The organism is Trabulsiella odontotermitis, from assembly GCF_001297775.1.
GTDB classification, from domain to species: Bacteria; Pseudomonadota; Gammaproteobacteria; order Enterobacterales; family Enterobacteriaceae; genus Trabulsiella; species Trabulsiella odontotermitis.
Map to the genome: position 1 here is coordinate 1 of NZ_LIFX01000004.1, position 22,158 is coordinate 22,158.

Below are 22,158 nucleotides of genomic sequence, written 5' to 3' on the forward strand. Positions count from 1 at the left end.
AAACCCTTTCATTATCAGGATCCTTTCCCCCTGGCAAAGGATGACACCGAATACTATCTCCTCAGCCCCGATTATGTCTCTGTCGCAGAATTTGAAGGGCAGGAGATCCTCAAAGTAGACCCGCAGGCGCTGACGCTCCTCGCGCAACACGCTTTCCACGATGCCTCTTTTATGTTGCGTCCGGCGCATCAGCAGCAGGTCGCCGATATCCTGAACGACCCGGATGCCAGCGAGAACGACAAATACGTCGCGCTGCAGTTCCTGCGTAACTCGGAAATCGCCGCGAAGGGCATTCTGCCGACCTGTCAGGACACCGGCACCGCCATCATCACCGGTAAAAAAGGCCAGCGCGTCTGGACCGGCGGCGGCGATGAAGCGGCGCTGGCCCGCGGGGTGTACAACACCTATATCGAAGACAATCTGCGTTACTCGCAGAACGCCGCGCTGGACATGTATAAAGAGGTTAACACCGGCACCAACCTGCCGGCGCAGATTGACCTCTACAGCGTGGACGGCGACGAGTACAAATTCCTCTGCATCGCCAAAGGTGGTGGCTCGGCCAACAAAACCTATCTGTATCAGGAAACCAAAGCGCTGCTGACGCCGGGTAAACTGAAAAACTATCTGGTTGAGAAGATGCGCACGCTGGGGACCGCGGCCTGCCCGCCGTACCATATTGCGTTTGTCATTGGCGGCACCTCGGCGGAAGCCACGCTGAAAACCGTCAAACTCGCCTCGACCAAATACTATGACGGTCTGCCGCTGGAAGGTAACGAGCACGGCCAGGCGTTCCGCGACGTACAACTGGAAAAAGAGTTGCTGGAAGAGGCGCAGAACCTCGGCCTCGGCGCGCAGTTTGGCGGTAAATATTTCGCGCATGATATCCGCGTGATCCGTCTGCCGCGCCACGGCGCCTCCTGCCCGGTCGGCATGGGCGTTTCCTGTTCGGCGGACCGCAACATCAAGGCGAAGATTAACCGTCACGGTATCTGGCTGGAAAAACTGGAAGACAATCCGGGCAAATACATCCCGGAAGCGCTGCGTAAGGCGGGCGAGGGTGAAGCAGTACGTGTGGATCTGAACCGCCCGATGAATGAAATCCTCAAACAACTGTCGCAGTACCCGGTATCCACGCGCCTGTCGCTGACCGGCACCATTATCGTCGGGCGCGATATCGCCCACGCGAAGCTGAAAGAGCGGATGGATAAAGGCGAAGGGCTGCCGCAGTACATCAAGGATCACCCTATCTACTACGCCGGTCCGGCCAAAACCCCGGCAGGGTATGCTTCCGGCTCGCTGGGGCCAACCACCGCAGGGCGGATGGATTCCTACGTGAATCAGCTTCAGTCGGAAGGCGGCAGCATGATCATGCTGGCGAAAGGCAACCGCAGCCAGCAGGTGACCGACGCGTGCCATAAGCACGGCGGTTTCTATCTTGGCAGCATCGGTGGTCCGGCAGCGGTACTGGCGCAGGGCAGCATTAAGAGCCTGGAGTGTGTGGAGTACCCGGAACTGGGGATGGAAGCTATCTGGAAAATCGAGGTGGAAGATTTCCCGGCGTTCATCCTGGTGGATGATAAAGGCAACGACTTCTTCCAGCAGATCCAGTCATCGCAATGCACGCGCTGCGTGAAGTAAACGAAACCGCCCTCCGGGGCGGTTTTTTTTATCGCTGTAATGGCATAAAGGACTACAACAAAAAGGCAAAGCCATCAATACTTAAACCTGTTTGCAGGTAAGAGGTATTCAAGGAGATCAATGATGGCAAACATCTGTACCCGCGCATGGGTTCACGGCATCGTTCAGGGTGTCGGGTTTCGCTATTGCACGCAACGCGAGGCGCTGAAGCTCGGGCTGACCGGTTACGCCCGCAATCTGGATGATGGCAGCGTCGAAGTGCTGGCCTGCGGCGAGGCGCAACAGGTCGAGGCACTAATTGACTGGCTGAAGGCGGGAGGGCCGCGGAGCGCGCGGGTCGATAAAGTGCTTACTGAACCGCATCAACCCGCCAGAACGTGGAATAACTTCGATATCCGCTACTAAATGCATTTCACCGGCTTGGGCAGACCTGCGATTTTGGTGGCCTGCTTCGCCGGGCCTTTCGGGAACAGACGGTACAGATAGCGGCTGTTGCCTTTCTCTTCGCCAAACTTATTGGCCATCGCTTTCACCAGCATGCGAATAGCGGGGGAAGTGTTGAATTCGAGGTAAAACTCGCGCACAAAACGCACCACTTCCCAGTGCTCAGGGGAGAGCGTGATACCTTCGTTTTCGGCGATTGTCGCCGCCATTGGCTCGCTCCACAGCGTGGTGTCTTTCAGATAGCCTTCGCTATCGGTTTCAATTTCTCTGCCGTCAAAAATAAACATAGCGCTTCATAATCTGAACAAACTGGCGGCAGTGTAGCAAAAAAGAAAGCCCCGCATAAGCGGGGCTTTCGTGTCGGACGTTAACCGTTAGTCTCTGCTGGCGAAGCCAAGAATGCTCAGCAGGCTGACAAAAATGTTATACAGCGATACGTACAGGCTGACGGTCGCGCGAATGTAGTTGGTTTCGCCGCCGCGGATGATATTGCTGGTCTCAAACAGGATGGCGCCTGAAGAAATCAGGATAAACACCGCGCTAATCGCCAGGTGCAGCGCTGGCAGTTGCAGGAAGATGTTTGCCACCATGCCAATCAGTACCACCACGATACCTGCCATCAGCATTCCGCCGAGGAAGGACATGTCTTTGCGGGTGGTCAGTACGTAAGCCGAGCAGCAGAAGAACACCAGCGCGGTACCGCCGAGCGCCATGCCGATGACATCGCCCATTCCGGCTGAAAGGTACGCGTTAAGGATCGGGCCGAGGATGTAGCCCAGGAAGCCGGTGAACGCGAAAGCCGCCAGAATGCCGCTGGGTTTGTTTGCCAGCTTATAGGTCAGGAACATCAGACCATACATCCCGACCAGCGTCAGGATAAGCCCTGGCGATGGCAGCATCAGTACCGTGCTGGCTGTTGCTGTGATGGCAGAAAATGCCAGCGTCAGGCTGAGAAGAAAATAAGTGTTACGCAGAACTTTGTGCGTACTCAGCAGCGATGAACGATCGCGTGACGAGGTAATTATACGATCCATAAGTCACTCTCTTATGACAGATATCATTAACGAAGAAGCATAAAAAAAGGAAAGCCAAAGCCCTAATGCTTTTACCCAACTTTACCGATTCGGCTTCCTTTCTTAATAGCAGATTATTTCACCATTAATCAGAAAGTTAGCATAAACGATTTTTTCATTCAGCGAAGCAGATCGACATCTTATAGGTTACTGAAAATTATTGCTTTATCGGAATTCCATGACTAAGACTGGATGCAGTGTCGCAAAAATTCTCAGCATAAGGCAATGGACATGAAACCATATAAACACAATCGCATTACGCAAATATTGCTGGCTACAGGACTGTTGTGTGTGACGTCGGCAGCGTTTGCCGCCACGGTGCCTGCCGGGACTGAACTGGCGGCGGAGCAGACGCTGGTCAGGAACAACGGCAGCGAGCCGTCATCGCTCGATCCGCATAAAGTTGAAAGTGATGTCGAAGCGAATATTATCAAGGACATGTTTGAAGGTCTGGTGTCGGTCAATGCGGATGGTCAGGTCGAACCGCGACTGGCTGTCTCGTGGGAAGAACAGAACAATACCGTCTGGACATTCCATTTGCGCCCCGGCGTTACCTGGTCCGATGGCACGGCTATCACGGCGCAGGATATCGTCTGGAGCTGGCAACGTCTGGTTGATCCTAAAACCGTCTCTCCGTATGCCTCTTACCCGGCAAATATGCGTATCGCTAATGCGGCAGAGATTGTCGACGGCAAAAAAGCGCCCGATACGCTGGGGGTGAAGGCGCTCAACGACACCACGCTTCAGGTGACGCTGACCCAGCCAAACGCCGCGTTTTTGCCGATGCTGGCTCACCAGTCGATGGTGCCGGTCGATAAAATCCTGATCAGCCGTTTTGGCGATAAATGGACTCAGCCCGAGCATATCGTCACCAGCGGCCCCTATAAGATTTCGCAGTGGGTGGTGAACGAGCGCATCGTGGCGCAACGTAACCCGCGCTACTGGGATGATGCGCATACGGTGATCAATACCGTCACTTACCTGCCGATTGCCTCGGAGGCGGCGGATGTGAACCGCTACAAAGCGGGTGAGATTGATATTACCTCGACGGTGCCGATCAACCAGTTTGCCTCGCTGAAGAAAACACTGGGTGATCAGCTCAGCGTGAAGCCACAACTGGCGACTTATTATTACCAGTTCAACACCACGAAACCGCCGTTTAACGATCCGCGTGTTCGCCTGGCGCTCAATATGGCGCTGGATAAAGACATCATTGCGCAAAAGGTGCTGGGACAGGGGCAACGTGCCGCCTGGGTCATCAGCCAGCCAGAAATTGGCGGTGTGACACTGACGAACCCGGACTACGCCAGCTGGCCGATGGAAAAACGCATCAGCGAGGCGCAAAAACTGCTGGAAGCGGCAGGGTTTGGCAAGGACCATCCTTTGACATTCAGTCTGCTGTATAACACTCAGGAATCCCATCAGCGGATCGCCATCGCCGCCAGCTCAATGTGGAAAAAGAACCTCGGCGTGGAGGTGAAGCTGCAAAACCAGGAATGGAAAACCATGCTCGACAACATGCATACCGGCAACTTTGACGTGGTACGCTATGCCTGGATTGCCGACTACGACGACGCCTCGACCTTTCTGAACAACTTCCGCACCGGCGATAGCGAAAACACCAGTCGTTACAGCAGCCCGGCGTTCGATGAAGCGCTCATCAATGCGTCGAAAGCGGAGGCGCTGACTGAACGCGGCAAATACTACCAGCAGGCGGAAGACCGCATAGGGCAGGATGTCCCGGCGATTCCCCTTTATCACTACGTTCGCTCCCACCTGGTCAAGCCGTGGGTAGGGGGATTCAACCCGGACCGGCTGGGGTACTACTACACCAAAGACATGTACATCAAAAAAAATTAATTTGATGGCGTGCTAACATGCTGAATAACTGGTCAATGCGCTGCTATTTCAGGCGAAAAGCGGCATTTTGATGGTTTTTCAGGCAAACGATCAAAAACAGGCTTTACACGGCGAACAGGGATGTTTATAGTGCGCCTCATTCCGGAAGTGTGGCCGAGCGGTTGAAGGCACCGGTCTTGAAAACCGGCGACCCGAAAGGGTTCCAGAGTTCGAATCTCTGCGCTTCCGCCAGATTAAACAAGGGGTTACCGAAAGGTAACCCCTTTGTTTTTTGGTGTTTGAATATTTCCCTTTTTTCCCCGCGTTTAACCTTCTTCTCCCATCAGCGGAATGTCCAGAGTTGGTGACATTTTGACCATTCGATCGTACGTCTCAACCTGAATTTCGGTGTTGTCCTCACTAAAGCGTCGCGGGCCCTTTTCATTCAACTGCCGCAAAATCTCATTGACAGGATAGATGACTGATCTTACATTGGTAACAAGTTACCTAGGTAACGAATTGTCCTACCCCTCGTTCATGAGTTTCATGATGTTACCGCTCACTTTTTGAATGAGGGAAGTGTAATGACAACTGAACAGGAACAACCAATGACTGATTCTCTCAATATTGAACGGGTGCAAACCGGCTTCCGTATAGAAAAACGTATCCTCAAGGTGCTGAAAGGCCTGGCTGAATACCACGATATTAGTTTAGGGGATTTGGTTGAAGGGATAGTGCTCCACGCTTTTGAAGGTAAATGTGCATTCGGTGAACAAAGCCTGGCGTGTATCGCTGAGTTAAAGAAAATTTATGCGCTGGATTTAGACGCTAATGCAGCACACAGATTAATTGAGAAAGAAAACTAATTCAAAATTTATACTCCACATGTGCCCGACGCTGAAACTGACAATAACGTAAATATTGTCAGTTTATCTTATCTTGATGAGCAGGCATCTAAAATGAACTGCAAAAGAAAGAAAGGTTACTGCTTTATAAAATGCTTATTATTTAAAATAATGCCGAAAGCGCTATCTCTTTTCCTTTTCTTTTTAAAATATCTTAAAAGAGTACAAGTACGCCGGAATGCATATATTACGCTTAAAAAAATGAGTGATGATCAACTGAAGGACATTGGTCTTACACGTGATGATCTCCCTTAGCCAGTGGGCTTAGCACAGCACCTTAAATCAACGGGCCACCATTCCCGCTGAAGAAAAGTAGAAATATCTGGATGGGAATATTTAAATAATACTCAGACCAGATATTTCACCCACTTAATATTAAAGTGCTTTTAGTTTGCTTTCGTGGTGGACGTTGGCTTTAAAAATATCTCGTGAAAGTAGCCAGTTTCTAAATTTGCTCGAGACTTTTCGTTCAATGTAATTGTATGTTAGCCCGGAAATAAACCATGTAATAGCAAATGCGATAGCGAATAAAGATATTCCGAGCATAAAGTGATATTCTTGTCCGCCTTTATGGAAACTATGATCTGCGATTTTTGTTATTAATCCTATCACTCCGGCGTGAACAAGGTAAATTGAAAATGATCTGTTTCCGGTTTCTATTAAAATATTTGGGATTTTTATTTTATGTGTTTTTTCTAATTTTAAAAAAGACACGATAATCAATGCGGCAGGAATCGCCCATGCGGTCGCCCGGAATGAAAAATTAAAGGGGCTGTACAGATTAGCGATATACCCAATTGTCGAAAGAATGATTAGTACATACCATGCTTTGTTGGCTTTATCATTCATTCTGGAATGAGCAAATCCTACTAAAATTCCAATAAGGAATTCTATGTTTATAGGATTTGTAATCATACTTAGATATTGATTGTCGAAATTGAATCCTTCGAACGCATAATTTTTTGGCATTCCGATAACACACGGTGGAATAACAACGAAAGAAACTATAGTTATACTGGTAAACCACCACTTAAATTTACCGAAAAAGAAAGATAGCGTTACCACGAGATAAAAATACATTTCGTAGTTTAGAGTCCAACCCTGACTTACCCGTGCGCCGCCATACATAGGCCCCTCACGTCCAAGCCCAAGAGGGATAAACATCAAAGATTTCAATGTCTGATAAAAGCTATCAAGAGTGTGCCCGGAACTGAGTAGCGTAAAAATAAAATAAAGGGGGATTATTTTGGCTATGCGTTTGAAAAAATAATATATGCCCTGACGAGTGCCCGTATATACTGAGTTTTCGACTGTATAATAAGCGATAAAGCCGCTTATAACGAAAAACATATCAACGCCAGAGTATCCGCGGATAATAAAGTGACCAATAAACGTGTCGTAGCTAAGTGGTAAAACCTCTCTGAAATGAAACACAACCACCATCAGTGCTGCAATTCCACGAAACATTTGTATAGATTCTAAATTGTTTTTCTTCAAAGGGCTATTCCACTTTCCAGTAAAGGTATAATCAAGGCCTCATCAAACCCATAAGGCAAATTTTGCTGAGAGTGCCCAGAAAAATTAATATCTCTTATATCTACTGCCGGCGATAATATAACTCGCCAGATGCCGCTTTCCTAATGGCTGAAACCAGAATTTATATTTAAGGTGAAATATAATGCCTTAACTTAAATTAACATCGTTAAAAATTAAACAAAGGAAAATTTAAATCTTTTGTTTGATGCCAGTATTCCCTTTCTGCAATTACTTGAACGTAAAAAAACTATACTCTTAGCTGTTCAGTTCTTTTTCACATTTTTCTGTGAACCCGCGGTTGTAGTGATCTCCCGGTTGTATTCTCCGTTTCTGAACGCTCCTGCAGCCGATAATGCTGTTAACGGCTAGATCACTGCAATAATGATCGATAAAAACGATCGATTAACATTAATCGATCTGCAAAATGAATTATCCACCCGGCGGCGGCTGTGTTAAATTTCCGGAAAATAACTAACTCTTTGTTTATTAATCCATTTCCTGTCTCCTGACGGGCGGGACGCTTGTGCCCTGAGCACGTGACTGCGGAATGCGATTACAGGGAATAGTATGAAAAGGTGTATGCGATGCAATAAGAAGAGGAGCCTGTCGGAGCGCCTCTTCGGGCTGGATAATGAGTATTGCGACCGTTGCCTGATGCTCGTTAATCAGGAGATAAGGGAAAAACGGGAAATTTCCGTTAAAGAATCTGAACGCAAAAAATAACGACAAGGAACGTTCATGCATTTTTTATCCCGTCGCTTTGGCTGGCATGAAGCCTCTTTTGAGGATTATATTCAGGCCTATGATCGGTTTGGTGGCAGTACGCTCGCAAATCCTCGTATTCTTCATTTCTTTCATACCCGACATCGTCTTAATGAAACATTCTTTATTCAACGAAGCCGGTCAGGGGAGTTAACGGGCGGCGTATGTATCTGGGATGGTAAGTATATTGCCGGTGACCAGAAGCCAGTGAAAGCGCACCAGTTAACCCGCTATCCTCTTAATTTTGACGAACTGGTATTGCCGGTATCCCCGCAGACCAGAGCGTTGCTCCCGTTCAGAACGAAATTTTTGTCCGGGCTTAATCATGCATCATTCATGAACTGTAGCCACCGGCTCAATGCAGGAAGAGAAATCAGCATTGTCAGGCCGGTCAGTCAGAAAACACGCCAGTCGCGCAATCGCGAGTTAAAACGCTTTCTGAATAGTGGCGGCGAAGTCCGTTGTGTCACCGATTATTCACATGATGAACTCATCCGTATTTATGCGCGTCTGTATTTTCTGCGACGCGGGAAAAATATCACAGCAGAGCCGATAGCTGATTTACTAAATGACATCCCCGATCTTATGTTCGGCAAAATACTTACCTTCAACGATGAACCCTGCGCCATGCAATGGCTCACTAAGTCAGAAGATCATCAACGCGTCTATCTGGATTACATTAACGCCGGAATGGATCTCGCCTTGTCATCGTTATCAGTAGGGACGCTGGCGGCATGGGTGAATATTCAGGCAGCGCAGGATTATTGCCAGATAACAGGGAAACAGATGCGATTTAGCTTTGGCCGTCCGACCGCTGACTATAAAGCCCGCTGGTGTGATCGGGAACCGCTTTATCGTCTGATTGCTTAATTCCGCGACCATGCATACGTAAACATGAAACACGATCAACAAAAAGATATTAGCGTTATTATTCCGGTATTCAATGCAGCGGCCTGTATTGGTGACCTTGTTCGTTCCCTGCTCAGCGAGCAGGCGGTCAACATGGAAGTGATCGTCGTGGATGATGGCTCGACAGACGAGACATGGGCCGTTCTCTGCGCCATCACCGATGAACGGCTCATTACGCTCCACCAGGAGAATCAGGGCGTATACGCTGCACGTAACGCGGCGCTGGCAGTTCACCGCGGTGAATGGGTGGTGTTCCTTGATGCCGACGATCAGATCACCGGGGATTTTCTCCAGAAACGGCTGTACACAGCCCGTACAACACAGGCGGATGTCGTTATCTTTAACGGCTGGCATGTCAGCAGCACCGGGGAACGTCGCCGTGCTGTCCACCACCGGCAGCCTTACGTGAGTACACTGACCGGGTACGAGTGGATACGCCATTGCGTCAGTCAGAAAGAATGGCCGCACTACCTGTGGCTGCAGATCGTCCGCTCGGCGTATATCCGCGATAATAACCTGCGATTCCAGCCAGGCAAAAGTCACAAAGATGTATTGTGGACGGTTCAGCTTGCGACCGGAAATGGCCGGTTTTATTTCTCTGACAGAGCGGATTACCTCTATATCAGTAACCCGGCGTCGATAACGCACCGGCAGGATTATTATGATATCCGCGCGACCAGCTATATTGATTTGATTGCAGAAATCCTGGCCATTGGCGCACAGCCGCAACATCACACGGTCAGAGGTTCACTGGTCAGGCATGCTCTGGTGGAGAGTCGGCACTTTCTGGGGTTGTACCGGCGCAAAGTGGAAAACCCGCAGGCACTGAGAACGCTGTTCAGGCAGCGGATTTCGCTACGCCAGTTGCTGCCAGGGGTGAGCAGCCTGAGTGATGTTTTTTTCTTCCTGAAACTGATGCGTAAAATCTACCTGCCGTCACGTCGTCAGCGGGTACTGGCACCGAAATAATGTGCCGGATACAACGGCACGCTATCCGTGCCGTCTCGGATTGTCTTCCTGCAGGATATGCAGCCGCAGAAGTTGTGCAAGCGCAGCCGCATCCTTGCGCTCAATCGCAGCCACCATCGCGAAATGTTCCTCCGATGACTGAACAATTCTGGCATGGGAATTCCATTGCCCCAGCGCCGCGGAAGGCACCCGGCCACGTAATTCAAAAATGAGCTCAATCATATCCAGGTTGGAGCAGGGGGCGAGCAGCGCGCGGTGAAAGGCGAGGTTAGATTCGTACTGCTCTAACAGCGTACCGTACTGGGTATAGTGATCGAACAATTCCGCGCACTGGCGCAGGGCATCCAGTTGCTGCGGTTGAATATGCTCCACGATATCTGCCGCCGAAGCGCTTTCCAGTATTGCCCGGATAGCAGAAATGTTGCGGCGTTGCTGCTCGTCAGGCGTATAAACGTGGTAGCCGCGGTTAGGCACATGCTGCACCAGTCGTTCAATTACCAGTTGATCCAGCGCCCGGCGCACCTCGCTGCGGGTGCACTGATAGCGTTCAGCCAGTTCCACCTGTTTCAGCCAGGAGCCCGGCTGAAATTCTCCGGTGTTGATGTCCATCGCGAGGCGATTGGCGACATGTACCAGTGCGCTTTTACGGTGCGCCATATCTTCTGTTCCTTCTGCTGTTTCTGCGATCTTATGCTGCTGCCCGATCCTCTGATAATGACGGGCTCCCTGTTTTTTCGCCAGCGTAAACCCCGGCACTATCGTTTTTTTATCTGACTCAGTGGCGAATTGTGACACGAGCCAGATCTTTTGTTAATAAATTGTTTTTTAAATTGGCGCCAATTTTGGTTTTGTGTTTGAATCGAATTTGAACAGCGACTGAATGGGCAAACAATTTATGCAACAAACTGATATTAAAGGTAATTCAGAAAATGCCGCCGTGCGTGGTCTGGCGCTTTACTACCGTGGAAGCACCACCATCTTTTCCTGCCAGCACGATCCGCGCTTTCAGTATTGCCTGTATGTTCCCCCTGGCTTTGATGATGACAAAAGCGGATATCGCCTGATTGTGGCGATGCATGGCACCGGGCGCTCGATGGTGCAGTACCGCGACGCGTTTGCCGAGTTTGCGCGCTACAACCGGTGCGTCGTGCTGGCGCCGTTGTTTGCGGTCGGGCCGCTGGGCGATGGCAACGCGCACGGATTTAAGTACATCATCGAGCAGGATCTTCGCTACGACCAGTTGCTGCTGGCGATGATCGACGAAGTCAGCGCCCTGCTGGAATATGACTTTGGCCGCTTTCTGCTGTTCGGCTATTCCGGCGGAGGTCATTTCGCCCACCGCTTTCTCTACATCCACCCGGAAAAGTTGCTCGGTGTTTCTGTCGGTGCGCCGGGGTCCGTCACGCTGCTGGACGACAGCAAGGCCTGGTGGCCTGGCGTGCAGAACTTTGAGCAGATTTTTGGCAAGCCCCTGAATTACCGCGCATTGCGCGAGGTGGCGGTACAGCTGGTGGTGGGGAAGGTGGATCTGGAAACCTGGGAGATTACACACAAACCCGGCGGTCGTTACTACATGCCCGGCTGTAATGATGCTGGCGTCACCCGTATCGAGCGCAACACGGCATTGCTGAACAGCCTGCGCGAACACGGCATCGACGCCGTACAGGACATTGTCCCGAACGTCGGCCATGACGGGATGAAAGTTCTGGAGCAGGTTAAAGATTTCTTCCTGCGGGTTTTGCAGGCACATCGCTGAGGAGCAAACAACGTGACGCAACCATTTCCGCTCATTGAAATTTCCGGCACGCCCTATGCGCGCGGCTGCCAGTATGGCGAACAGGCAAAGGCCCGAATTCACGCCAGCGTGGCCATCTATGGCGACCAGCTTGATGCCCTGCAGATTAGCCGCGAACAACGCGAAAAACTGATCACCAGTTTCAGCGCGATTATCCACGATTTTGACGCCGATTATCTTAACGAGATGCGGGGCATTGCCGCGGCGTCTGGCGTACCGCTGGAAGCGATTGTGATGATCAACGCCCGGACTGAAGTCATAGCCCAGGCGCGAAACCTGCAGTGCTGTGCGACGCCGCATGATGACGCGATAAAAGACGGCTGTACCGGCGCGGTGATTCTGCCTGAACGTAGCCAGCACGGAAAGCTCATTCACGGGCAGAACTGGGACTGGCGAGCCGAATGCGCGGAGAGTTCCGTGGTGGTGAAAATCAAACGGGAGCAGGGGCCGGATGTGCTGACGTTTGTTGAGGCAGGAGGTCTTGGGCGCAGCGGCATGAACAGCGCAGGCATCGCGATTACCGCCAATTATCTGCGCTGCGAGCGCGACTATCAGCAGCAGGGCGTCCCGTTGTCACTGATTAGACGTAAAGCGCTGGAGCAGCAGCATATGGCTCTGGCGATGAAAGTGGTCGCCACCACGCCGAAGTCCTGTTCCAACAACATGATCCTCAGCACCAAAGAGGGGTTTGCCATCGACTTTGAATGTGCGCCGGACGAGAGTTTCACCCTGTATCCGCAAAACGGCCTGCTGGTGCACGCCAACCATTGGGAAAGCCTGCCCGCCCGCTGCAAAGTCCGTGAGGAGGGCATTGAGGCATCGCCCGATTCGCTGTACCGGGGATGGCGTGTCAGCGAGTTGCTGAAAGGCTGCGAAAAACCCGGTGAAGAAGAAATGAAAAATGCTTTTTTTGATGATTTCGGAACCCCTTATTCGGTGTGCCGCCCGCCACGTCCCGGATTCAGCAGTGATTTGTCTGCCACCGTGGCGATGATTGTGATGACGCCTGCCGATGGCGTGATGGATGTGGCGCCGCTTCCGGCGCTGAACCGCACCTTTACACGTTACACGCTCGACTAACAGAGAGGCTGGTATGAAAAAGTTTTTATCTGCGATGGCACTGCTCATGCCGGGACTGATGGCGCAGGCGGCTGACAATACTGTGATCCGTTTCGCTCTCAATCAGGATATCCGGAGTAGCCAGCCAGGCGTGAACCGTGACGGCAACACCGACGATGTCCTGATGCACGTTGTGGAAGGTCTGGTCGGGTATCGCGAAGACGGTACGGTCGGGCCGATGCTTGCCTCTTCATGGGACGTCAGCAATGAAGGGAAAACCTACACCTTTCATCTGCGCGACGGGGTGAAATTTCACAACGGTGACACCATGACGGCGCAGGACGTGGTATGGAGCTGGAAGCACTGGAACGATCCGAAAACCCAGTGGCGATGTTTGCGTGAATTTGACGGCAGTAGTTTGATTCATGTGACTGACGTCAGCGCGCCGGATAACCGCACGGTAGTCATGACACTGGAAAAACCGGTGGCGCTGTTCCTTGATACGCTGGCGCGAACCGATTGCGGCGCCGCGGCGGTGATCAGTCCGAAATCCGTCGCGGCGGATGGCGCCTGGGTTGCGCCGATAGGCACCGGCCCCTTCGTTTTTGGCGACTGGAAACACGGCGAATACGTCTCCCTGAAAAGGTTTGCTGATTACAGCGCCTTACCGGGTAAACCTGATGGTTTTGTCGGCGGGAAAAAAGCGCTGGTTGATGAGGTTCGCTTTATGGCCGTGCCGGATGCGGCGACGGTAAAAGCAGGTCTGCAATCCGGTGCGGTGGATCTGGCGCAGGTCAGCCCGATTGACGGCAGTGATCTGAAAAAAGATCCCAATATCGCGCTCGAAGTGGCCCCGAATGCTCAGCGTCATGTGATGTTGATTCAGACTGACGATCCGCTGCTGAAAAACGTCAAGCTGCGCCAGGCGATTGCCTCCGCACTGGACAGTGAACAGATTGCGCTCGGCACCAGTCAGAATATGGCTCACGCCTCCAATTCCAATATTTCCGTCGCCTCGGCGTTTTACAGCAATGTGCAGAAGCAGGGATACAAATACGATCCGGCGCGCACCGCGCAGTTGCTGAAAGAGGCGGGTTACAAGGGGCAACCGCTGGAAATTATCGCCAATAAGCGTGCCACGGTACCGAGTTTCGACATGGCGATCATCATTCAGGCCATGTTGCAGGGTGCCGGTATCAATGCCCGTGTCACCACCATGGAGTGGGCGACGCAGCTGGAGCGTTATCAGTCCGGCCGCTATCAAATGATGACATTCACCTATTCGGCGCGCTTCAACCCTGCGCTGGCGTTTGAACAAATTACCGGCGACAAAACCCAACAGAAACGCAAAGTCTGGGGCGATCCACAGGCCATCGCCATGACCGACAAACTGGCCACCCTCGACGATCAGGCACAAATCCAGGCGCTGACCGACAAACTCCATCAGCAGATGATTGCCGATGTCCCGCTGATTATCTTCTATCCGGGGCTGGATATTGTTGCTCACCGCAAGGTTATCAGCGGCTATAAAGCCTGGCTGGCAGCTGCAGCGCGGCTGTGGAACGTCAGCAAAGCCTGATGAGATGAGGAGACGCACATGCTGCAGTTCCTGCTTACCCGTATTATGACCGCCATTCCCACGCTGCTGCTGGTGACGGTACTGGTCTTTTTGCTCACCCGCATGGTGCCGGGGGATCCGGCACTGTTGATGCTGGGCGATATGGCGACGGAAAAGAGCCTCGCTGATCTGCGCCATAGCATGGGGCTGGATCAGGGGATGGTCCAGCAGTTCATTATCTGGTTTGGCAACGTGTTGCAGGGCAATTTTGGTCACTCGATTCAAAGCGGCCAGGACGTATTGCCGCTTATCCTGCAACGCTTCAGCGTGACGCTGAGCGTGGTGCTGGCGGCGATTGCGATCGCCTCGCTGCTCGCCGTGCCTGCCGGAATGCTGGCGGCGTGGAAACAGAACTCATCGCTGGATACCGGGCTGGTCATGTTCTCCACCTTTTTGCTGTCCATTCCAAGTTTCTGGATGGGGCTACTCATCCTGTTGCTGTTCGGACTGCAACTGGGCTGGCTGCCGGTGGTCGGGTACGTATCGTTAAGCGATAACCTGAAAGCGGGCGTTCTGTATCTGCTGATGCCGGTAATGACGCTGGTGCTGGTCGAGATAGGGGCGCTGGTGCGGATGATGCGTGCCAGTACGCTGGAGGTGCTGCGGCTGGATTACGTTTCCCACGCCCGCGCCAAGGGGCTGCGCGAGCGTACCGTACTGTCGCGTCATGTATTTCCTAATGCGTTCGGTCCGACGTGGACACTGATTGGCTTAACGCTCGGTAATTTGCTTAGCGGCGTCGCGGTAACGGAGACGGTTTTCAGCCTTCCCGGCCTGGGGCGACTGCTGGTTGATGCCATCTACGCCCGCGATTACCCGGTGATCCAGGGCTGCATGCTATTTATCGCCACGCTCTACGTACTGACCAATCTGTTGATTGACGCCCTTTACCCGCTATTTAACCCGAGGGTTTCCGCCTGATGAAAAGACGAATAGCGCTTGCGCCCAATGCCCTGGTCGGCATGACGTTGATTGGCGTCATCGTGCTGGCAGGGCTGGTGGGCTTTTTCTGGACGCCGTTTGATCCTGGCCGGATTAACATCCTGGCACGCCTGCAGGCGCCCGGCACGCAGTACCTGCTCGGCACAGATGAATATGGCCGTGATGTACTCAGCCGCCTGCTGGCCGGGGCCAGCGCCAGCATGACCATCTCTCTGGTGACAGTCAGCTTCGCGCTGCTGGCCGGTATTGTCCTCGGGCTGATTAGCGGCTATCTGCGGGGCGTGGTGGATCGGGTCATCATGATGATAACCGATACACTGCTGGCGTTCCCCGGCATCCTTCTGGCGCTGGGACTCCTCAGTATCCTCGGTAATAACCGCTACGGCATTATTCTCGCCCTGGGGCTGGCTTATACGCCGTCAGTGGTGCGTATTGTGCGCGGAACCGTCATGGGGCTGCGTGAAGCGGACTTTGTCGCCGCGGCGCGAATTATGGGGCATAACGAACTGACCATTCTTCGCAAGCACGTGTTGCCGAACTGTCTTGCGCCGCTGACAGTACTGGCAACGTCGATGCTCGGTTGGGTGTTGATTTCTGAAAGCGCGCTCTCCTTTTTAGGGCTTGGCGTGCCGCCACCGGAACCGACCTGGGGCAATATGCTCGCGGCCAGCCGCAATTATCTGGCACAGGCACCCTGGCTGGCGCTGCTGCCGGGGATCTGTATCTCTCTGGCATTACTGGGCGTCAATATGCTTGGTGATGCGTTACGCGACTATCTCGACCCGAGGATGCAATGATGAATAACCCGACGCCTTTGTTGCAGGTGACTAACCTGCGGGTGAATGCGGCAGAACGTGACGTCGTGAAAGGCATCTCTTTTTCGCTGGCGCCACGCGAAGTGCTGGCCGTTGTGGGAGAGTCAGGCAGTGGAAAAACGCTGGCGATGCGCTCTTTAATCAAATTATTACCCACCGGCATCACCAGCCTCGCAGATTCGCTGATCTTCGACGGTCAGGATTTGCAGCAGCTTGACCAGGAACAGTTGCGGAGTCTGCGCGGCGCAGGCATTGGCATGGTCTTCCAGGAGCCGATGACGTCGCTGAATCCGGCGATGACCATCGGCCGTCAACTGGATGAAGGGTTAGTGCTGCACACTCAACTGACTGAACGCGAGCGGCGTGGAAAAATTATCGCCATGCTGGAGCGCGTTGGCTTAACGGATGCCGCCAGTTTGCTTGGCCGTTTCCCTCATGAATTTTCAGGAGGCATGCGTCAGCGGGTCATGATTGCCGCCGTGATGCTGCTGGAGCCGAAACTGATCATTGCCGATGAGCCAACCACAGCGCTCGATGTGCTTGTGCAGCATGAAGTGATGGAACTGATGCTGTCGCTGACGGCGGAGAAGGGCAGCGCGGTGATCCTCATCAGCCATGATTTATCGATGGTGGCGCGCTATGCCTCGCGCATCATGGTGATGGAGCAGGGGGAACTGGTTGAACAGAACAGCAGTCAGCATCTGCTGGCGGCACCACAGCATCCCTACACGCGACGGCTGCTGGAAGCATTACCGGTGCGCCAGCCCGCCCCGGACCGGCAACGATTACTGACGGCGGAAAGCGTGATTGCCCTGACGGATGTTGAAATTATCTACAGCGGTCATAAAAGATGGTTTCGCCCGGCATCCGTAACGAAGGCGGTGCAGGGCGTCAGCTTTAACGTGCGTGCGGGAGAGACAGTCGCGCTGGTAGGGGCGAGTGGCTCGGGTAAAACCACCATCGGTAAACTGATTGCCGGCATGTTAAAGGCCAGCAGTGGAACGCTGGCGTTTCGTGGACATCTGGTCAGCAATGCCGATAAGAAACTGCTCACCACCTGGCGTCGCGAATGCCAGATGATTCAGCAGGATCCGTTTTCCTCTCTGGATCCGCGGATGTTTATCGCACAAATCCTCGAAGAGCCGCTCCTGCTGATTGACACCATGAACCGGCGCGCCCGCGAACAACGAGTCCGCGAAGTGCTTGATGAAGTGGGTCTGGGGGAAATGTTTTTAACCCGATATCCGCATCAGCTCTCAGGAGGGCAGCGCCAGCGAGTGGCTATCGCCAGGGCGATTATTCGCCGTCCTGCGTTTATCATCGCTGATGAACCGACATCGGCCCTCGATATGACGGTACAAAAACAGATCCTGCAACTATTAAAACGGCTACAGAACCATTATGGATTCGCCTGTCTTTTCATCACCCACGATCTCGGGGCCGTAGAACAGGTTGCCGATCGTATTCTGGTGATGGAAAAAGGCGTACTGGTAGAAAGCGGTTGGAGTGACGATGTGCTGGATAACCCGCGTCACCCCTACACCCAGCGGCTACTGCGCTGCCTGCCGATCCTGAAACCCCTGGATCACGGCGGATATCAGCTCCAGCAGCAGCCTGCATGATGGCATCAGCCCTGCTCTTTAATGATGTCAATCAGTGCCCGCAGGCTGGCTGGCATATGCCGGTTGGCCGGAAACCAGAGGCATAAACCGGGAATCGGCGGGCACCACGGTTCGAGTACTGTGACCAGCCTGCCATCCTTCAGCGCAGACCGGGCATGAACATCCGGGACGTAGGCGATCCCCAGTCCCTGAATTGCCGCACACACCATGAGCGGTGAACTGTTCAGTGTCAGTGTTCCGGGAACATCCACCGCGATGCTCTGCCCGTGGCGGGAAAACTCCCAGCGGTAGCGTTTGCCGCTGGGTAATCGCTGACGAACACAGTGATGATGTACCAGATCGTCCGGCACCGCGGGTGCAGGGTGCTGCGCCAGATAGGACGGCGATGCGACGGCCAGAAAGCGGACATCACCGCCAAAACGCACCGCCACCATATCAGCGGGAACATCTTCCGCCAGCCGGATCCCCGCATCAAACCCTTCGGCGACAATATCCACCAGCCGGCCATCCACCACCAGATCCAGCGACACGCCGGGATAACGTGCCAGATACTCCGGCACAATCGTCTGCAACAGCAACTGGATGGCTTCCTGCCCGCCATTAATACGCAGCGTACCCAGCATCTGTCCCCGGGTATCCGCCACTTCTTCCAGTGCCTGCTCCAGACCCATCAGATGAGGAGAAATGCGCCGCAGCAACTCTTCTCCGGCCTCTGTCAACGCCACGCTGCGCGTGGTGCGGTGCAGCAGGCGAACGCCCAGACGCGCTTCCAGCCCGCGAATAGCGTGGCTTAACGTTGAGCGGGTCACACCGGAAAAATCCGCTGCGCGACGAAAACTACGTTGCTCCGCTACCGCCATAAAGGCTTTCAGATCGGAAAACGTCGGGGTTTTTATTGGTGATTTCATTTCACCTCTTTATGCCATTTGTTGAGTCTTATCATTCCAATCATCGTGCCATAACCTGTACTGGTGAGTTAACAATTTTCTGGAGAGAGTGCGATGAACAATAAAACCTGGTTTATTACCGGTACCTCAACCGGTCTCGGACGTCTGATGACGGAGCACCTGCTGGCGCGCGGCGATAACGTGATTGCCACTCTGCGTAAGCCCGGCGCGCTGGATGATCTGCTGGTGCGTTATAGCGGGCAGCTCCATGTTCTGTTGCTGGACGTCACGGATACCGCGGCCATACGCAGTGTCGTGCAGCAGGCATTCGACCTTGCCGGGCGTATCGATGTGCTGGTCAGTAATGCGGGATACGGGCTTTTCGGTGCGGCGGAGGAGGTCAGCGACGCCCAGATTGAGCGTCAGATTGCCACCAATCTCACCGGATCAATCCAGCTTATTCGCGCTGTACTGCCGCATCTGCGTCAGCAGGGGGGCGGGCGAATTGTTCAGGTGTCATCAGAGGGCGGGCAAATCGCCTGGCCGAATTTCAGTCTCTATCACGCCACCAAATGGGGTATCGAAGGATTTATTGAATCCGTCGCCCAGGAAGTGGCGCCTTTCGGTATCGATTTTCTTATCACCGAACCCGGCCCGACGGCGACGAATTTCGCCAGTGGTCTGGATGTCGCCCAGCCGATGGCCTGCTATGAGAATACCCCCGCCGGTGAGGTGCGCCGAGGGCTGGCTGACGGCAGTATCGGCATCAATGGCGATGCGGTTAAAACCGTCGGGGCGATAATTGCTGCTGCGGATACGGAAAAGCCCCCGTTCCGTCTGGCGCTGGGGAGTAAGGCTTATCACTCTATTCGCGAGGCGCTGAATGGCCGGTTGCAGGTTCTGGAGGCGACCCGCGCGGTGACCCTGAAGACGGACAAGGATGCGTAAGCCCGGGAGTATTTTCGGGGCTCTGAGTCAGCATGAGGCCGATGACGGATATGTCACGCCAAAGTCAACTTTGTGAGCCTTCCGAAAAAATTCATCATCAACAGATAATTGCCCTTCGTGGTTTTGCCGATAACCCTTTGACGCCCGGCAATAGCGGGATAACAACCACGATTCACACGTAAGGGTAATATCTATGGGCTTGTTCAAAAATTTCACTATTCGCAGCGTTATGCTCTGGGTACTGGGGCTGTTTTGTCTGCTCTGGTCTGCGGTCGGAGTATTTACTACGTATTCGCTGACGAAACTTAGCGATGGCAATATCGTTGATCGTGAACTGGTCGCGCAATTAACCATGCTGAGTAAGGGGAACGATCAATATTTCCGCTTTGTCACCCGTCTTTCCCGCGTGATGGAGGCAAAAGCGGCGGGGGAAGCCACGGATTTTAAACCGGTGCAGGAAGCGCTGGATAACATGAAAACGCAGTTAGAACGGCTGAAAAGCGTCTCGCCCGGCCCGATGGACGCGGACGTTTCCGCCGATGTCCTGAAAAAATGGCAGAAGTTGCTGGATGACGGCGTGGTGGTGCAGATGCAGCTCGCGCAGCAGGACAGCAGCGACTATCGTCGGCACGCCACCCAGGTCACCCCGGAACTGAGCCGCGCGTTTGGCGCCAGCACCAATAAATTCACCGCGGTCGCCGACGAGAAGCTGGACAGGACCCGCGTCGCGATGGATAGCCTGACGCAGATAATGAAAATCACGGTGGTGACGGCGATTGTCATCGGCCTGCTTATTTTGCTGTTTACCGATCGTTATCTGGTGAAGTTTCTGGTGAAACCGCTGGATCGCATTCGCCATCATTTTACCGTGATTGCCAAAGGGGATTTAAGCCAGCCGGTTGAGTTTTTCGGTAACAACTGCATCGGGCGGCTGTTCCCGTTACTGGCTGAAATGCAGGGCAGCCTGCGCGAAGCGGTAAGCACCATTCGCAGCGGTACGGAAAATATTTATCGCGGGGCGGCGGAAATCTCCTCCGGGAATAACGATCTCTCTTCCCGTACCGAAGAACAGGCCGCTTCGCTGGAAGAAACGGCTGCCAGCATGGAACAACTGACCGCGACGGTGAAATTCAACGCCGACAATGCGCGTCAGGCAAGCAGCCTGGCGGAGAAAGCTTCAGTGACCGCCAGCCGGGGCGGCAAGCTGGTGGGGGATGTGGTGATCACCATGGAAGGCATTTCCGAAAGCTCGAAGAAAATTAGCGAGATAACCAGTGTTATCAACAGCATCGCATTCCAGACCAATATTCTGGCGCTGAATGCGGCGGTGGAAGCCGCCCGTGCGGGCGAGCAGGGACGAGGTTTCGCCGTCGTGGCCGGGGAAGTCCGTAACCTTGCCAGCCGCAGCGCCGAAGCAGCGAAAGAGATTGAAACGCTGATTGCCGACTCGGTTCGCCGCGTGGGCAGCGGGACGGAACTGGTCGGCGAAGCGGGCAGCACGATGCAGGAAGTGCTGAAAGCGGTATCCGATACCACGGAAATCATGAAGCAAATCGCGTCTGCCACCGACGAGCAAAGCAAAGGGATTTCGCAGGTCGGTGTGGCGGTCAGTGAAATGGACAGCGTAACCCAGCAGAACGCTGCGTTAGTTGAGCAGATTTCCGCCGCAGCCGTCGCGCTGGAAGGGCAAACTGAAACACTGCAAAAAGCGGTTGCCCGATTCCGTCTTGCCGACAATGAACTCATCGCGAAGCCCGCTGGCGAAGCCACGCCTCCTGCTAAAGGTACCGCAAAGCCAGCGGCAGCCGAAAACGAGTGGGTGGCTTTCTAATCCATCGGGCTGATAAGTGGCAAAACTTGCGCTTTTCAGCAACGTGTATTGACAACTAAATGCCTGGTCAGTAATTTCAAATGCAATTACTGATCAGGCAAGTATTATGACTACCCCTACAGAAACTCCCAATATCAAACTTCACCTCGGCTTGCTGATTCATCTGGCAAGCCAGTTTAAAGATCAGTTGATTAACCAGTATTTCTCCGCCATCGACATCACTGCCGCTCAGTTCAAGGTATTGATAAGTATCTATAAAGGTTTCACCAGCCCGGTAGAAATCAGCAAGAATCTGTTGATGGACGCCGGAGCAATGAGTCGCATGATTGAACGGATGGTGAAGCGCGAACTGATCGTGCGAACCCCAAATCCGGAAGATAAACGGCAGGTCATCCTGGCGTTGACCGAAAAAGGACGGGCCATTTGCGACCGTTTTCAGAATGAGGCGCTGGCCTCGATTCTTGGCCTGCTGACCGCTCGTCTCACCGCCGGGGAGTCCCGGCAACTTGAAGCACTTCTGATAAAAATGTTGCCGGACGAGGTCATCCAGCCACATCGCTAAGTTG

At 53.3% G+C, this 22,158-nt stretch carries 21 protein-coding genes and 1 tRNA gene; 17 read left to right on the plus strand and 5 right to left on the minus strand.

Annotated features, from left to right (window positions below; all coding sequences use genetic code 11):
• Window positions 1-1,638, plus strand: a 1,638-nt coding sequence (fumA, locus tag AOY23_RS05545) for a class I fumarate hydratase FumA (protein WP_072170928.1), incomplete at its 5' end; no start/stop codon positions are given.
• Window positions 1,639-1,761: 123 nt separating this feature from the next.
• Window positions 1,762-2,043 carry an acylphosphatase gene (gene yccX, locus AOY23_RS05550; protein WP_054178785.1) on the plus strand — a complete coding sequence of 94 codons (282 nt, stop codon included), beginning with the start codon at window positions 1,762-1,764 and terminating at the stop codon, window positions 2,041-2,043.
• Here yccX and tusE read toward each other — a convergent pair.
• Together tusE and yccA are read right to left on the minus strand one after the other, a co-directional pair.
• Window positions 2,040-2,369, minus strand: coding sequence for a sulfurtransferase TusE (tusE, locus tag AOY23_RS05555; RefSeq protein WP_054178784.1), 330 nt, complete (start codon window positions 2,367-2,369; stop codon window positions 2,040-2,042). The genes yccX and tusE overlap by 4 nt on opposite strands.
• Before the next feature lie 87 nt (window positions 2,370-2,456).
• The gene (gene yccA / locus AOY23_RS05560) at window positions 2,457-3,116 is read right to left on the minus strand and encodes an FtsH protease modulator YccA (RefSeq protein ID WP_038154607.1); all 660 of its coding nucleotides are present in this window, start codon (window positions 3,114-3,116) and stop codon (window positions 2,457-2,459) included.
• Window positions 3,117-3,386: 270 nt separating this feature from the next.
• On the opposite strand from yccA, the gene AOY23_RS05565 reads away from it, so the two are divergent.
• The 4 genes from AOY23_RS05565 to AOY23_RS05580 all read left to right on the plus strand — a co-directional run bounded on the left by AOY23_RS05565 (window position 3,387) and on the right by AOY23_RS05580 (window position 6,154).
• Window positions 3,387-5,015: an ABC transporter substrate-binding protein gene (locus AOY23_RS05565; RefSeq protein WP_054178783.1), complete on the plus strand. Its 1,629-nt coding sequence runs from the start codon at window positions 3,387-3,389 to the stop codon at window positions 5,013-5,015.
• 143 nt (window positions 5,016-5,158) lie between these two features.
• Window positions 5,159-5,246: transfer RNA gene (locus tag AOY23_RS05570), tRNA-Ser, on the plus strand.
• A gap of 332 nt (window positions 5,247-5,578) precedes the next feature.
• A complete protein-coding gene (locus AOY23_RS05575; RefSeq protein WP_200906044.1) occupies window positions 5,579-5,860 on the plus strand; it encodes a hypothetical protein in 282 nt (93 codons plus the stop codon).
• Between the two features lie 150 nt (window positions 5,861-6,010).
• Complete coding sequence (locus tag AOY23_RS05580; protein WP_152958471.1) at window positions 6,011-6,154, plus strand: DUF1127 domain-containing protein; 144 nt, start codon at window positions 6,011-6,013, stop codon at window positions 6,152-6,154.
• A 120-nt stretch (window positions 6,155-6,274) separates the two neighbouring features.
• Here the strand turns inward: AOY23_RS05580 and AOY23_RS05585 are convergent, their stop codons facing one another.
• The gene (locus AOY23_RS05585) at window positions 6,275-7,396 is read right to left on the minus strand and encodes an acyltransferase family protein (RefSeq protein ID WP_054181224.1); all 1,122 of its coding nucleotides are present in this window, start codon (window positions 7,394-7,396) and stop codon (window positions 6,275-6,277) included.
• Window positions 7,397-8,173: 777 nt separating this feature from the next.
• On the opposite strand from AOY23_RS05585, the gene AOY23_RS05590 reads away from it, so the two are divergent.
• Both AOY23_RS05590 and AOY23_RS05595 read left to right on the plus strand, forming a co-directional pair.
• Window positions 8,174-9,067, plus strand: coding sequence for a GNAT family N-acetyltransferase (locus AOY23_RS05590; RefSeq protein WP_054178779.1), 894 nt, complete (start codon window positions 8,174-8,176; stop codon window positions 9,065-9,067).
• A 24-nt stretch (window positions 9,068-9,091) separates the two neighbouring features.
• Window positions 9,092-10,075, plus strand: coding sequence for a glycosyltransferase (locus AOY23_RS05595; protein ID WP_054178778.1), 984 nt, complete (start codon window positions 9,092-9,094; stop codon window positions 10,073-10,075).
• A gap of 21 nt (window positions 10,076-10,096) precedes the next feature.
• Here AOY23_RS05595 and AOY23_RS05600 read toward each other — a convergent pair whose 3' ends face one another.
• Entirely contained in the window at window positions 10,097-10,732 is a 636-nt protein-coding gene (locus AOY23_RS05600; RefSeq protein WP_054178777.1) for a GntR family transcriptional regulator, read from the minus strand.
• A 238-nt stretch (window positions 10,733-10,970) separates the two neighbouring features.
• Between AOY23_RS05600 and AOY23_RS05605 the strand changes: the two genes are divergently transcribed.
• Genes AOY23_RS05605 through AOY23_RS05630 form a run of 6 tightly spaced genes read left to right on the plus strand, consistent with a single transcriptional unit; the run spans window position 10,971 to window position 17,926 of the window.
• Window positions 10,971-11,831, plus strand: coding sequence for an alpha/beta hydrolase family protein (locus AOY23_RS05605; protein ID WP_054178800.1), 861 nt, complete (start codon window positions 10,971-10,973; stop codon window positions 11,829-11,831).
• A gap of 12 nt (window positions 11,832-11,843) precedes the next feature.
• Window positions 11,844-12,950, plus strand: coding sequence for a C45 family autoproteolytic acyltransferase/hydolase (locus AOY23_RS05610; RefSeq protein WP_054178776.1), 1,107 nt, complete (start codon window positions 11,844-11,846; stop codon window positions 12,948-12,950).
• A 13-nt stretch (window positions 12,951-12,963) separates the two neighbouring features.
• Complete coding sequence (locus AOY23_RS05615) at window positions 12,964-14,508, plus strand: ABC transporter substrate-binding protein (RefSeq protein ID WP_054178775.1); 1,545 nt, start codon at window positions 12,964-12,966, stop codon at window positions 14,506-14,508.
• Window positions 14,509-14,526: 18 nt separating this feature from the next.
• Window positions 14,527-15,468: an ABC transporter permease gene (locus AOY23_RS05620; protein ID WP_054178774.1), complete on the plus strand. Its 942-nt coding sequence runs from the start codon at window positions 14,527-14,529 to the stop codon at window positions 15,466-15,468.
• Entirely contained in the window at window positions 15,468-16,286 is an 819-nt protein-coding gene (locus tag AOY23_RS05625) for an ABC transporter permease (protein WP_054178773.1), read from the plus strand. The genes AOY23_RS05620 and AOY23_RS05625 overlap by 1 nt, the downstream gene beginning before the upstream one ends.
• On the plus strand, window positions 16,283-17,926 hold the full coding sequence (locus tag AOY23_RS05630) for a dipeptide ABC transporter ATP-binding protein (protein ID WP_054178772.1): 1,644 nt from the start codon (window positions 16,283-16,285) through the stop codon (window positions 17,924-17,926). The genes AOY23_RS05625 and AOY23_RS05630 overlap by 4 nt, the downstream gene beginning before the upstream one ends.
• 5 nt (window positions 17,927-17,931) lie before the next feature.
• Here AOY23_RS05630 and AOY23_RS05635 read toward each other — a convergent pair whose 3' ends face one another.
• Complete coding sequence (locus AOY23_RS05635; RefSeq protein ID WP_054178771.1) at window positions 17,932-18,834, minus strand: LysR family transcriptional regulator; 903 nt, start codon at window positions 18,832-18,834, stop codon at window positions 17,932-17,934.
• A 93-nt stretch (window positions 18,835-18,927) separates the two neighbouring features.
• Between AOY23_RS05635 and AOY23_RS05640 the strand changes: the two genes are divergently transcribed.
• The 3 genes from AOY23_RS05640 to AOY23_RS05650 all read left to right on the plus strand — a co-directional run bounded on the left by AOY23_RS05640 (window position 18,928) and on the right by AOY23_RS05650 (window position 22,154).
• On the plus strand, window positions 18,928-19,761 hold the full coding sequence (locus tag AOY23_RS05640; protein WP_054178770.1) for an SDR family oxidoreductase: 834 nt from the start codon (window positions 18,928-18,930) through the stop codon (window positions 19,759-19,761).
• A gap of 193 nt (window positions 19,762-19,954) precedes the next feature.
• A complete protein-coding gene (locus tag AOY23_RS05645) occupies window positions 19,955-21,592 on the plus strand; it encodes a methyl-accepting chemotaxis protein (RefSeq protein WP_054178769.1) in 1,638 nt (545 codons plus the stop codon).
• Between the two features lie 106 nt (window positions 21,593-21,698).
• On the plus strand, window positions 21,699-22,154 hold the full coding sequence (locus AOY23_RS05650; RefSeq protein WP_054178768.1) for a MarR family transcriptional regulator: 456 nt from the start codon (window positions 21,699-21,701) through the stop codon (window positions 22,152-22,154).
• Window positions 22,155-22,158 lie beyond the last annotated feature (4 nt).

Excerpts from the sequence above, each read along its gene's own strand:
- yccX (WP_054178785.1), top strand. The coding sequence starts at position 1,762 with ATGGCAAACATCTGTACCCGCGCATGGGTTCACGGCATCGTTCAGGGT.
- tusE (WP_054178784.1), bottom strand. The coding sequence starts at position 2,369 with ATGTTTATTTTTGACGGCAGAGAAATTGAAACCGATAGCGAAGGCTAT.
- yccA (WP_038154607.1), bottom strand. The coding sequence starts at position 3,116 with ATGGATCGTATAATTACCTCGTCACGCGATCGTTCATCGCTGCTGAGT.
- AOY23_RS05565 (WP_054178783.1), top strand. The coding sequence starts at position 3,387 with ATGAAACCATATAAACACAATCGCATTACGCAAATATTGCTGGCTACA.
- AOY23_RS05575 (WP_200906044.1), top strand. The coding sequence starts at position 5,579 with ATGACAACTGAACAGGAACAACCAATGACTGATTCTCTCAATATTGAA.
- AOY23_RS05580 (WP_152958471.1), top strand. The coding sequence starts at position 6,011 with ATGCCGAAAGCGCTATCTCTTTTCCTTTTCTTTTTAAAATATCTTAAA.
- AOY23_RS05590 (WP_054178779.1), top strand. The coding sequence starts at position 8,174 with ATGCATTTTTTATCCCGTCGCTTTGGCTGGCATGAAGCCTCTTTTGAG.
- AOY23_RS05595 (WP_054178778.1), top strand. The coding sequence starts at position 9,092 with ATGAAACACGATCAACAAAAAGATATTAGCGTTATTATTCCGGTATTC.
- AOY23_RS05600 (WP_054178777.1), bottom strand. The coding sequence starts at position 10,732 with ATGGCGCACCGTAAAAGCGCACTGGTACATGTCGCCAATCGCCTCGCG.
- AOY23_RS05605 (WP_054178800.1), top strand. The coding sequence starts at position 10,971 with ATGCAACAAACTGATATTAAAGGTAATTCAGAAAATGCCGCCGTGCGT.
- AOY23_RS05615 (WP_054178775.1), top strand. The coding sequence starts at position 12,964 with ATGAAAAAGTTTTTATCTGCGATGGCACTGCTCATGCCGGGACTGATG.
- AOY23_RS05620 (WP_054178774.1), top strand. The coding sequence starts at position 14,527 with ATGCTGCAGTTCCTGCTTACCCGTATTATGACCGCCATTCCCACGCTG.
- AOY23_RS05625 (WP_054178773.1), top strand. The coding sequence starts at position 15,468 with ATGAAAAGACGAATAGCGCTTGCGCCCAATGCCCTGGTCGGCATGACG.
- AOY23_RS05630 (WP_054178772.1), top strand. The coding sequence starts at position 16,283 with ATGATGAATAACCCGACGCCTTTGTTGCAGGTGACTAACCTGCGGGTG.
- AOY23_RS05635 (WP_054178771.1), bottom strand. The coding sequence starts at position 18,834 with ATGAAATCACCAATAAAAACCCCGACGTTTTCCGATCTGAAAGCCTTT.
- AOY23_RS05640 (WP_054178770.1), top strand. The coding sequence starts at position 18,928 with ATGAACAATAAAACCTGGTTTATTACCGGTACCTCAACCGGTCTCGGA.
- AOY23_RS05645 (WP_054178769.1), top strand. The coding sequence starts at position 19,955 with ATGGGCTTGTTCAAAAATTTCACTATTCGCAGCGTTATGCTCTGGGTA.
- AOY23_RS05650 (WP_054178768.1), top strand. The coding sequence starts at position 21,699 with ATGACTACCCCTACAGAAACTCCCAATATCAAACTTCACCTCGGCTTG.